The sequence below is a fragment of the Bacteroidia bacterium genome (assembly GCA_039924845.1).
GTDB lineage: Bacteria > Bacteroidota > Bacteroidia > DATLTG01 > DATLTG01 > DATLTG01.
Genome location: JBDTAC010000035.1, coordinates 1 through 12,339, shown reverse-complemented (window position 1 = coordinate 12,339; position 12,339 = coordinate 1). Strand labels below are relative to the sequence as shown.

General features: G+C 35.5%; 12 protein-coding genes and 1 other RNA gene. 3 read left to right on the top strand and 10 right to left on the bottom strand.

Features of this window, described 5'->3' with window-relative positions; all coding sequences use genetic code 11:
* Positions 1-171: 171 nt before the first annotated feature.
* Positions 172-816, top strand: coding sequence for a DedA family protein (locus tag ABIZ51_04010; protein MEO7087939.1), 645 nt, complete (start codon positions 172-174; stop codon positions 814-816).
* 31 nt (positions 817-847) lie between these two features.
* Positions 848-1,621: a shikimate dehydrogenase gene (locus tag ABIZ51_04005; protein MEO7087938.1), complete on the top strand. Its 774-nt coding sequence runs from the start codon at positions 848-850 to the stop codon at positions 1,619-1,621.
* 3 nt (positions 1,622-1,624) lie between these two features.
* Here the strand turns inward: ABIZ51_04005 and ffs are convergent.
* The 9 genes from ffs to ABIZ51_03960 form a co-directional block, all read right to left on the bottom strand.
* An RNA gene (ffs, locus tag ABIZ51_04000) (signal recognition particle sRNA small type) lies at positions 1,625-1,723 on the bottom strand.
* A 107-nt stretch (positions 1,724-1,830) separates the two neighbouring features.
* The gene (locus tag ABIZ51_03995; GenBank protein ID MEO7087937.1) at positions 1,831-3,741 is read right to left on the bottom strand and encodes an ATP-dependent DNA helicase RecQ; all 1,911 of its coding nucleotides are present in this window, start codon (positions 3,739-3,741) and stop codon (positions 1,831-1,833) included.
* Between the two features lie 190 nt (positions 3,742-3,931).
* A complete protein-coding gene (locus tag ABIZ51_03990; GenBank protein MEO7087936.1) occupies positions 3,932-5,437 on the bottom strand; it encodes an NAD(P)H-hydrate dehydratase in 1,506 nt (501 codons plus the stop codon).
* Positions 5,434-6,024 carry a dephospho-CoA kinase gene (gene coaE, locus ABIZ51_03985; GenBank protein MEO7087935.1) on the bottom strand — a complete coding sequence of 197 codons (591 nt, stop codon included), beginning with the start codon at positions 6,022-6,024 and terminating at the stop codon, positions 5,434-5,436. Before coaE ends, ABIZ51_03990 begins: the two co-directional genes overlap by 4 nt.
* Positions 6,025-7,017 (bottom strand): CdaR family protein, encoded by a 993-nt coding sequence (locus ABIZ51_03980; protein MEO7087934.1) that lies wholly within the window; start codon positions 7,015-7,017, stop codon positions 6,025-6,027. It abuts the gene before it with no gap.
* Between the two features lie 81 nt (positions 7,018-7,098).
* Positions 7,099-7,428 carry a preprotein translocase subunit YajC gene (gene yajC / locus ABIZ51_03975; GenBank protein ID MEO7087933.1) on the bottom strand — a complete coding sequence of 110 codons (330 nt, stop codon included), beginning with the start codon at positions 7,426-7,428 and terminating at the stop codon, positions 7,099-7,101.
* A gap of 19 nt (positions 7,429-7,447) precedes the next feature.
* The gene (locus ABIZ51_03970; GenBank protein ID MEO7087932.1) at positions 7,448-7,927 is read right to left on the bottom strand and encodes a DUF1573 domain-containing protein; all 480 of its coding nucleotides are present in this window, start codon (positions 7,925-7,927) and stop codon (positions 7,448-7,450) included.
* A gap of 54 nt (positions 7,928-7,981) precedes the next feature.
* The gene (gene nusB / locus ABIZ51_03965) at positions 7,982-8,932 is read right to left on the bottom strand and encodes a transcription antitermination factor NusB (protein MEO7087931.1); all 951 of its coding nucleotides are present in this window, start codon (positions 8,930-8,932) and stop codon (positions 7,982-7,984) included.
* A 43-nt stretch (positions 8,933-8,975) separates the two neighbouring features.
* A complete protein-coding gene (locus ABIZ51_03960; protein MEO7087930.1) occupies positions 8,976-10,082 on the bottom strand; it encodes a Glu/Leu/Phe/Val dehydrogenase in 1,107 nt (368 codons plus the stop codon).
* Positions 10,083-10,256: 174 nt separating this feature from the next.
* Between ABIZ51_03960 and ABIZ51_03955 the strand changes: the two genes are divergently transcribed.
* Positions 10,257-12,023, top strand: coding sequence for an ABC transporter ATP-binding protein (locus ABIZ51_03955; GenBank protein ID MEO7087929.1), 1,767 nt, complete (start codon positions 10,257-10,259; stop codon positions 12,021-12,023).
* A gap of 50 nt (positions 12,024-12,073) precedes the next feature.
* Here the strand turns inward: ABIZ51_03955 and ABIZ51_03950 are convergent.
* The coding region (locus tag ABIZ51_03950) for a hypothetical protein (protein MEO7087928.1) at positions 12,074-12,339 on the bottom strand (266 nt) is incomplete at its 5' end.

Sequence of the window (12,339 nt, the reverse complement as noted above, 5' to 3'; positions counted from 1 at the left end):
AATTATTCATTGTCGCAGCGGAGCCCGCTCTGGATCGGTTGTACAGGCACTTGTATCTCAACACGGTTTTACCAATTTATACAATTTAAAAGGCGGGTTGTTGGCGTACGCGAAAGAAATTGATCCCACTTTAGCCATCTACTAATTGCATTCAAAAAAATATTTTTTCAAATGGAATTAATCAGTCATTTCTTGGATTTTATTTTGCACATCGACGTACATTTGAAATCCATTGTGATGAATTATCAAACGTGGACGTATCTTATTTTATTCGCTATTATTTTTTGCGAAACAGGATTAGTAGTAACGCCTTTTTTGCCGGGAGATTCTTTGCTTTTCGCTGCGGGATCGCTTGCTGGACTAGGTTTGATGGATTTAGCATTGTTGTTGCCGCTTTTTTTTCTGAGCGCATTTGCGGGCGATAACACCAATTATTTTATCGGTAATTTTATCGGACCAAAAGTGTTCGACAAAAATTATCGTTTTATCCGAAAAGAATATTTGGAAAAGACACACAATTTTTACGAAAAACACGGAGGCAAAACAATTATCATAGCGCGTTTTATTCCTATTATCCGCACGTTCGCGCCTTTTGTGGCAGGCGTTGGAAGCATGACGTACAAAAAATTTATTGGTTTCAGTATTATCGGAAATTTGCTGTGGATAAGTATTTTCACCGTTTCCGGATATTTACTTGGGTCCAACGCTTTTATCCAACAACATTTTTCGCTGGCAACGCTTGTTATTATTGCGATTTCTGTTGTTCCCATTATTTTTGGATTTTTGAAACACCGTTTTTCATCCGCCAAAAATTAATTTTTCACCGTTCAAAAAAATATTTTTTCGGATGCGAATTTATGGCTTGATTGGAAAATCCCTTTCTCACTCATTTTCAGAAAAATATTTTTCTGAAAAATTCCGAAAAGAAACTATTTCAGATGCTTCTTATCGATTATTTCCCTTGTCGGAGATTGAAAAAATCACTGACTTATTAACTGCTGAAAAAGATTTTTTAGGATTCAATGTAACCATCCCTTACAAAGAAAAAATAATTCCTTTTTTAGATGAAATAGAAGAAAGTGCACGCATTATCGGAGCCGTTAATACAGTAAAAATAGAATTCAAAAACGAAAAAAAATATTTGTGCGGCTATAATACGGATGCTTACGGATTTAAAGAATCCTTAAAACCGTTGTTGCGCAACAATCATTACAAAGCCTTGATTTTAGGAACGGGCGGAGCATCAAAAGCCGTAGAATTTGTGTTGAAAGAATTGGGCGTTGAATGTATTTTTGCATCGCGCCAAGCGGAAGAAATGAAAAAAATGTTTCCGAAAAAACATTTTCTTTCTTATTCCGAAATCAATAAAAATGTAATTGCAGCTTGCCAATTAATTATTAATACAACGCCATTGGGAGCGTTTCCAAATGTGGATTTATTTCCTTCAATTCCTTACGAATTTATTACTTCCGAACATTTGTTGTACGATTTGATTTACAATCCTGCTGAAACTTTTTTTCTGAAACGAGGAAAAGAGAAAAATGCGCTCACGCAAAACGGCTTAACAATGTTGCAAATTCAAGCGGAAAAAGCGTGGGAAATTTGGAATGAAAAAAAATAAAAAAAGGGGCAAGCTACTCATATCGCACCGCTCAACCGTTTGCCCTTGCTTCCTTCCGAACCTGGGGGAGTTGAACAGGAGCTGGTCGTATAAGACTTACCCCGCGCAAAAATAGAATTTTTTTTTCAGCAGCAATACTAAATTAATGCAATTCCTAAAAATAATTCGAAAAAATAATTTTAGGAAGCACAAAAAACACGTTTGAAAAATTATTTTTTCAAATGCAATTTATTCTCCTCATCATAAACCAACTCATCATTGTCTAAAAGCCATTGAATTACTTTAATGGTTTTATCATCGCGGTAATTTTTTATACTATGGATCAAATCGTTTAACAACATTTTTTTTTCTTGAAGTTCCTTTGTTAGCGCCTCTTTAATCGTATCAAATTCGAGCTCACTCAAATCCAATTTATTTCGTTCCAAACACACATCGCAAATTCCGCAACGGTAAGTTTCTGTTTCACCAAAATAAGCCAACAACACACGACTGCGGCATTTATGAATACTTGTAGCGTAATGCAACATCCACTCCATCCGCTTTTCTGCTTTTTCCTTTTGCTCCGATACGTGCGCTTTGGAAATTAATAAATCAGCAATTGGCAAACGCTCTTTCATGTATATCACTTGCGGCATCTCAGTTTGCGGCACGTAGGCAAGCAAATTCATTTTATCTAAAAAATGTAACAACTCGATTATTTTTTCTTTAGAAGTTTCTGCACGACTCGCCAATTCTTTTTCATTTATTTTCACGAAACCGTCGAATATGCCAGTATAAGAGCGAAGCAGGAGTTTTATAAAATTATCGTACCCAGAATTCGCAACTTGAAATTTATACAATTCTTCTTTATTCACATTTACATGGATGCGCGAAGGTTGATGCAAAGCTTCGGTGGCAGTGAGATATTCTTCCTTTTCCAATATTTTTAATGCGCTGTAAACGTGATACGCATTCAGTTCAAATCGATTGCAAAAATCAGAAATATCAAAATCAAAAGAAGCAAATTGTCCGCTACCCACCGCCAATTGAAAGTAATTACCAAGCGACTGATACACTTTATTTATGGTCTCGATACTCGGAAAATTATTGTTAATGGTACGTGCCAATTCGTAGCGATCGCTTTCAGAATACAACAAAATAGCATACGCCTTTTGTTCATCACGCCCTGCCCTGCCCGCTTCTTGAAAATACGATTCGATGCAATCCGGAACGTCGTAATGCACCACAAATCGTACATCGGGTTTATCAATTCCCATCCCAAAGGCGTTGGTACAAACAATGATACGTGTTTTATTTTTCTTCCAATTATCTTGTTTGGCGCTACGTTGCGTGTTATTTAATCCAGCATGATAAAAATCCGCATCCGATTTATATTGATTTAAAAAGCGCGCAATCTCTTCTGTTTTTTTTCGGTTACGAACGTAAATAATTCCGCTACCGCTGAGTTTGGAAATTATTTTTTTCAATCGCTCTAATTTGTTTTCGTCGTTGATGACAACGTAAGCAAGGTTCTTCCGCTCGAAACTTTTTTGAATGATATTCTCTTTCTTGAAAAAAAGTTTTTGCTGAATGTCGTTTGCTACTTGCGGCGTTGCAGTGGCAGTAAGTGCAAGCACAGGAACATTCGGAAGTAGTTCACGCAATTCTGCAATGTGCAAATAGGAAGGACGAAAATCATAACCCCATTGCGAAATACAATGTGCTTCATCTACAGCAATTAAATTGATTTTCATTTTTTGTAAACGCACACGCACAATCTCTGTCTGGAGGCGCTCTGGCGAGAGATACAAAAATTTAATTTTCCCATAAATACAATTATCCAAGGCAATATCAATTTCTCTTTTTTGCATCGCAGAAGTAATGGCTATGGCTGAAATATCTCTCTGCTGAAGGTTTTCCACTTGGTCTTGCATCAATGCGATAAGCGGCGAAACGACAATACATATTCCTTCTTTCAATAGCGCAGGCACTTGAAAACAAATGGATTTTCCACCGCCTGTTGGCAATAAAGCAAGCGTATCTTTTCCTTCCAACACAGCGGAAATAATATCTTCCTGTAAAGGACGAAATTGCGAATAGCCCCAGTATTTTAAGAGTATCTGATGGATGGAATCATTCATAATTTAAGGTGCTCTCAAAAATAATTTTCTAATGTACAAAAAATAATTACACGCTATTACTCACTAAAATGATAGCAGCAATACGCTTAACTCTTCCTATTTTTTTACATCGTACCTGAATGGGTAACAAAAAAGGAGGAATCAACTGTCCCTTTTTTGTCGTTAATCAAATAACTTATTCTTTTCTATTTCAAAAAAATATTTTTTGAAAAGCCGTTCCTAAGGATTCGATTAAATCAGAAGCGAGCATTGCTTCTTGACTGTGTTTATCAGCTGACAAATCACCTGCTAAACCGTGCAAATAAACACCCAAAACGGCTGCCTTTTTCGGCTCATAACCGTTAGCCAACAAAGCTGCAATAATTCCTGTAAGTGCATCTCCGTTTCCAGCTTTCGACATTCCCGGATTTCCAGTTGAATTAAAATACACTTCTTCATCTGGACAAGAAATCGCTGTGTTTGCGCCTTTTAAAACAACAAAAGCATTGTTTTTGATGGAAAATTCTTTTTGTAATAAATGACGTTCATAATCATCTTCGACTTTCCCAACCAAACGCTCAAACTCTTTGGGATGTGGCGTATAAATACTATTGGGCGGAACAAATGCCAGCCATGTTTTATTGTCTGATAAAATATTAATTGCATCTGCATCAATAACCATGGGTGTTTTGGTGTTTTGAATCAATAATTTCAATATATTTTGTGTTTGCTTTTCCATTCCAATTCCTGGACCAACTGCAATTGTAGTATATTTTTCGAGAGAATTAATTTCTGTAATAAATTCATCCGAACTGTCGCATTCCACCATAGCTTCGGGAATAGCAGTTTGCATAATTTCATATCCGCAGCGAGGAATATGAACCGTTACTAAACCCGCGCCCGAACGCAAACAAGCTTTAGCAGCAAGCACCGCAGCTCCCATTTTTCCGTAACTTCCCGAAAGCAAAAAAACATGTCCGAATATTCCTTTATGCGAAAATTTTTTACGCGGAATAAAATTGGGTTGAATAAAATTTCGAGTTACATAAAAATTAGATGTTTTTTGTTCCTCAATAAAATGTGGATTTAAACCAATATCCATCACAAAAAACTCACCAACAAATTGTCCTGAATTTGGAAATAAAAAAGAAAATTTAGGCGATTGAAAAGTCAATGTGTAATCAGCATTTACGATTGCGCTTTTTGTGAAATCTTGTTTTCCTTCTGATTTTAAACCCGAAGGAATATCAATAGAGATAACAGTTACGGGACTTTTATTTATTTTCCCGATAACATCTTTAGCAATTCCTTCCACATTCCTATTTAAGCCAATTCCGAAAATGGCATCTATAACAAAATCTTTTTTTGAAAAATTAATTTCGGAAACTTCAGAAATTTCTTGAAGTAAAATATTTTTTTCAGAAAGCCGCTTTTTATTGGCGATAAAATTCTCCGAAAATTTATCTGAATGCATGATAACAAAAACCTCTACAGAAAATTCTTTTTCAGAAAGTAAACGAGCAATCGCCAAACCGTCGCCACCATTATTGCCGCAACCGCAAATTATTTTTATAGAACTATTTTTTTCGAGATGTGCTATAATCCAATCTACACAAGCACTTGCGGCGCGCTCCATTAAATCTAGCGAAGAAATAGAATTATTCAAAACCGTAAATTCATCTGCTTCACGAAGCTGTTGATCCGAAAGAATTTTCATTTTTTATTGATTAATTGTTCGTGAATTTTTAACACTTGTGGCAGTAGCAATTCCTTTTCATCATTCACAATAAGGTAGTCGGACAAATTTATTTTTTTGTCGTCGCTCCATTGTTTTCCCATTCTTTGTTCTACCATTCCTCTCGTTACCTTATCACGCTGCATCACACGCTGTATGCGTAATTCCATAGGTGCTGTAACTGAAATTATTTTATCCAAACCTTTGTTGGCACCACTTTCAAACAAAATAGCAGCTTCTTTTATAACGTACGAAAAATTATTTTTTTGAGCTGTCCATTTTTCAAATTTTTTCACAACGGCGGGATGAATGATGGCATTTAATTGTTGCAATTTATCTACGTCTTTAAAAACAATTTCTGCTACCTTTTTTCGATCGATTATATTTTTACTGTCAAAAATTATTTTCCCGAAAGCCTTTTCTATAGCAGCAATTACAAGTATATCCGAGTATAATAAATCGCGCGCTTCTTTATCTGCATAAAAAATAGGAATACCGAGTTTCGAAAAAATTTCGCACACGGTTGATTTCCCGCTTCCAATGCCACCTGTAATGCCGACTTTTATCATTTATTTACGAATAATATATTCTACTTTTTCGGGATTTAATTGCAGCGATTTTATTTTTTCAGGCGATTTTTGTATTCTTATTTTCAATTTATCCGATCCTTCTTTTATGTCTTGATAATCAATTACAGCAGTAAATTCATCGGGTGTAATCGTTTGATAATCTGCGAAAGCAACTAAAAACCGCACATTTATTTTATCAGGAAAAATTTTCATGCTCACATTATTCGGCATATTTATTAGTTGAACAGGAATATCAAAAGAACCTTCCGTATACTTCGCAACCGGAATGCTGATCGAAACTTTTTTTGCTGATACCGTTATTTGTTGCATGGAACTGCTCAACAATAAAGGCACATCTACAATAATATTTTTATTGATATTTTTCAGCGAAAGTTTTTCAGTTTCTATTTGATGAATATCTTGTAATGCTGATTGTGTACCCGAAACAGTAATTTCAGAGGGGTTTATTTTTATGCTGTCTGACAATTGAAACTCACTTTGAAATTGCAAATCAGAATTTAATTTTACAGGAATTTGTTTGCTTACCATCGGACTAAAATCAAAAAAAATCGTGTCGGGAATTATTTTTATGATTTTAATTCCGGAACTCAATTGTGCCGATAATTTATCTATTTCTGAATTGGTAGCTAAATAATAAAAATCCGTTTTGGTGTACGATTTTATCTCGTTTACATCAATTGTTAAAGGGTCGGTTTCAGGGTTTATTTTATAGCCAAGAAGACTGAATCCACTGGTATAAATTTGTGCATCAATATTGTCCGCAAGCACATTCGAAAGCACTTTGTTGCTTGGTAAATTTACGTATCGCACAGGAAAACTAACCGTATCCGTGTATTTTTTTGAAAACACGATGATAAACCAAAAAAAAGTAGAAATTAAAACACAAACAATAAATGTAATTGCTCTTCTGCTCAGCTTAATATTGCTGAAGTTACGAAGGTTGTTTACAATATCAACAAAATTTATTTTCAATTTCAATTTTTTGAAAACCAATTCGAATATAAATTCGAAAAGCCATTTTGCAATGGCTTTTCGTTCAATCTATTTTTCTTTTTATTTCGACGAATCGCTGTTCAGCAAAGCCGTATTTTCCATCGCTACCGCTGATTGCTCAATGCGTAAACGATTTCCGCCTTCTACTTCAATCGTAAAAGTAGTTTCTTGTACTTCTATAATCTTACCATGGATGCCACCAATCGTAACAATTTTATCTCCTTTTTGAAGATTTGCTCTGAACGCCTTTTGGTCTTTTGCTTTTTTCGTTTGCGGACGTATCATAAAAAAATAAAATACAGCAACCAATAGTATCGGAAATACTAAACCCATTGCTCCTCCGCCTTGTCCGCCAGGAGATGTCATCAATAAAATATGCGTCATTTTCATCGTTTAATTTTGATTTTAATTATTGTTTATCACTTGGTACTAATATGTTTGCTGTAATCGTAATCACGGAAGTATTGGGTGTCGAATTGGTAACAATCGTAACTGTTTTTTCCACTTTACCAGATTTTCCTACGCTGTCAAAAACTACATTTACAACGCCATCTGCGCCTGCATGAACAGCTCCTTTCGGATATTCAGGAACGGTGCAACCGCAACTTCCAACGGCAGAAGAAATGACTAAATCTGAACTTCCTGTATTTCTAAATTTAAAAGCGTACGATACTTTTTCTCCTTGCGTGATGTTTCCAAAATCATGCGACGTTTCAGCAAGTACAAATGTGGCTCCGCTTTTATCATTTCCTTTTGTACCAGAAGGAATATTTACGATATCAGTGGAGATTCCATTGACTGTTTGCGATTTATTTTCAGTACTATTATTGCAAGAAAAAAGAATTGCATTTGCAAACAAAACAACGCTGTAAAAAAATATTTTTTTCATGATCTTAATTATAAATTGTTATCGCAAAAATAGTAAAATAGCCATTACAATTTTCTATTCCTCGAGTAAACCTCGTCCCACTTTTTTGATTTGATCGTTCGCTTTGAAATCGGCAACTAATTTGTCGAGTACGCCATTAATAAAAACTTTGCTTTTGGGCGTGCTGTACATTTTCGATAATTCGATGTATTCGTTGAGCGTTACTTTTACAGGAATACTTGGAAAATAAAGCACTTCGGCAACAGCCATCCGCATCAATAATAAATCCATAAAAGCCAAACGCTCCATATCCCAATTGCTGGTTTTGTCGGCAATTATTTTCGAATTTTCTTCGTCGTTCAAAATTGTTTTACGAAATAAATCTTTGATAAATTTCCGATCTTCCTCCGCATCTTTGTACAAAGTCATCAGCGAAAAATTTTTTTCTGAATCTTCTTCTAACGCTGCAATCGTTTTTGCCACTAAGTGATGCACCAAATAAATATCATCGCCCCAATGAATATTTTTTTCTTCAAAATGTTGAATTAAAATTTCATATTCCGCCACATACGTTTCGTACATTTCGACAATAAAATCTTGTTGCATTTTAAATGAAGCATCCGGAGCGGCAATATAGGCTTCGTATTCTTTGGAGTTTTTGATGTTCGTAAAGATTTTTTTTACGAGATCGTATTCATTTTGCCAATTTAATTTTTTAGCATCCGCATATTTTGCGATGAATTCATTATTCTGTAACAACAAAATAATTTTATTGTCTAAAAATTTCCGATTCGGATTCAAATCGTTTTCGGTAGGCAATCTTTTTTTCTTCGCTTCTTCCGAAACATTTTCGGCAATGTCTCTCACTTCTGGTAAAATCAGGAGTTGCAGCACGTACAAATCGTAAATTTTATCAATGTTGCGAAACAATTCCACTTCGGCTTTTGCCAAATCTTTACCTTCCGATTGAAAGAAGGCGTACAAAGCCTGCATTACTTTTATTCGTAAATACCTTCTGTTGAGCATACTGTGGAAGAACGATTGTTTAGAACGATGAAAAAATAATTTTTTAGAACGATAATTTTACCTTGCCAATATCTGCAATGCGTTTTTCCGCAATACGATTAGCAGCAACATAAGTAGGAATATTTTCTTTTTTAGAAATGTTGAAAATTTCGCGCGTGGTATTGTAAATATTTTCTGTTTGTGCCATCGCTCTTTCTCTTTTATAACCTGTCAATTCGGAATAAACATTTATTAATCCGCCAGCATTGATAACAAAATCAGGAGCATATAAAATACCTTTTTTCATCACCAATTCTCCGTGTACTTTTTCATCTGCCAATTGATTGTTTGCAGAACCTGCGATAATAGTGCATTTCAAACGCTCGATGGTATCGTTGTTTACCGTTGCACCCAAAGCGCAAGGAGCGTAAATATCCACATCTAAATCGTATAATTTATCTCCGGCAACTACTTCTGATCCGTATTTTTTAGCCACCGATTTCAAGCGTTCTTCGTTGATATCTGAAATAAAAACTTTTACGCCATCTTTCGCCAAATATTCCACTAAACTCTCGCCCACGTGACCAATTCCTTGCACCGAAACTTTTTTTCCTTTCAAACTATCACTGCCCCATAATTCTTTCGCAGATGCTTTCATTCCCATGTACACGCCGTAAGCGGTAACTGGCGATGGATCTCCGCTTCCACCCATAGATTCTGGCAATCCGGTAACATGATCCGTTTCGTTATGGATGTATTCCATATCGCGACTTGTCATTCCAACATCTTCGGCAGTAATATATTTTCCACCTAAACTGTCTACAAATTTACCCAATCTGCGAAGCAAGGCTTCTGTCTTATCTTTTGTTGAATCGCCTATTACAACTGCTTTTCCGCCACCTAAATTCAATCCCGCAGCAGCAGCTTTGTAAGTCATTCCGCGCGAAAGTCGCAACACATCGTGCAAAGCTTCCATTTCGGTAGCATATTTCCACATTCTGGTACCGCCTAAACTTGGGCCCAAAACAGTATTGTGAATCGCAATAATCGCTTTCAAGCCTGTTTCACTATCGTTACAAAATACGATTTGTTCGTGATTGTATTTCAACATCTGACTAATAACGGGATTTTCTGCCAAGGATGTGTTCTTCACATTTTTTACTTCCAACATATTTTTTTCGGTTTTAAAATTTATATGGATGATATGCCTACCTTTGCGGGCGTAATTTTAATTTCAGATTGCATTCTTTCTAAAAATAATTTCGCAAAATTAGATTAATTTTTGGAGCTAGCAAAATTATAAGTCCAACATTGTTTTATCTCGTTAAAAAAATATTTTTTTGAATTGAAATCATTAGCACATATCAACAAATACTTTTACAAATACCGCATTCGTTTGTCCTTGGGTATTTTCTTTATTATTCTTTCCAACTATTTTAAAGTTTACTCCACACCTTACGTAGGCGCAGCGATTAATTATGCTAAAACAATGGCGATGAATCCTTCAGCTTCTCCTGAAAAATTATTGTACTTCGGAGGCATTATTATTTTAATGGCTTTAATCAGTGGTATTTTCTTGTTTTTTATGCGCCAAACCATTATTGTGATGTCGCGTTTAATCGAATACGATTTAAAAAATGAAGTGTATGCGCATTATCAAAAATTAACTTCCGCCTTTTACAAACGCAACAATACCGGTGATTTAATGAATCGAATCAGTGAAGATGTCAGTCGCGTGCGAATGTATATCGGTCCTGCCATTATGTATGTTGTCAATACAATTATTACGTTTGCTTTAACCATTCACAAAATGTTAAGTGTAGATGTTACCTTGACTTTATATGTACTTGCTCCCTTGCCAATATTGGTTATTACCATTTATTACGTGAGTGAAGCCATCAATAAAAAAAGCACTTCGGTACAACAACAACTTTCAAAATTATCCACCATTGCACAAGAAAGTTTTTCTGGGATACGCGTTCTAAAAGCCTATCAGCGCGAAGGCTATTCCAAAAAACAATTTGAAGAAGAGAGTATTGTATATAAAGAAAAAAATATTTCATTGGTAAAAATAGATGCCAGCTTTCAGCCTTTTATGATTTTACTGATTGGCTTAAGCACCATTTTCACCATTTATATTGGCGGAAAAGAAGCCATTGCCGGAAAAATTACAATCGGAAACATTGCAGAATTTGTAATTTATGTCAATTTATTGACATGGCCTGTGGCGTCGCTCGGCTGGGTTACCTCTTTGATACAACGAGCTGCGGCATCGCAAACGCGTATCAATGAGTTTTTGCACACCATTCCTGAAATTAGTAATACGACAAAGAAACGCTCTTCCATACAAGGTTTTATCGAATTTAAAAACGTTCATTTTACTTATCCTGATTCAGGAATCACCGCTTTAAAAAATGTTTCTTTTCATACAGAACCAGGTAAATCACTTGCTATCATTGGCAGGACAGGTTCTGGAAAATCCAGTATCGCCAATTTAATTTGTAGAATGTACGACGTAAGTGAAGGCGATATTTTAATTGACCATCAATCCATTAAGCAAACTAATTTGTCTGATTTGCGCAATCAAATAGGTTATGTACCGCAAGAAGTTTTTCTTTTTTCAGATAGTATTTACAACAACATTGCTTTTTCTGTTACCCTTCCACAGCATTCTGATGCACAAAAAACTGCTGTTGAAGAAGCTGCCAAAAATGCCGTTATTTATTCCAATATTATTGAATTTCCACAGCAATTTGAAACGATGGTGGGCGAACGCGGCATCACACTTTCGGGCGGACAAAAACAACGTATTTCCATTGCCAGAGCTCTTTTAAAACAAGCCCCTATACTTATTTTTGACGATTGCCTTTCTGCCGTAGATACGGAAACAGAAGAAAAAATATTGAGGAATTTACAAGGTATCGCGAAAACGAAAACAACCCTCATTATCAGTCATCGTGTATCTTCTGTAAAAAATTCAGATTTAATTATTGTACTTGATAAAGGTGAAATTATTGAACGCGGCACTCATTTAGAATTACTCGATAAAAGAGGTGCTTATTACCAACTTCATCTCCAACAATTGCTGGAAGCAGAAAATGTTACTGTTTAAAAGACTGATTTATAAATGTGTAGATGTAACGATGTGCAGATGTATCAATGCTAATTGAAAATGATTTGAAAATGTGAAGTTGTAACGATGTACCTATTAAAAGTATGCTCCATCACACAGTGTACATGCTCCATCACAAGGTGTACATGCTCCATCACACGAGTAACATGCGCCATCAAACAAATGACATGTGTCATCACACAAGTAACATGTGCCATCAAACAAATGACATCTGCCATCACTCGAGTAACATCTGCCATCAAACAAATAACATCTGCCATCACTCGAGTAACATCTGCCATCAAACAAATAACAT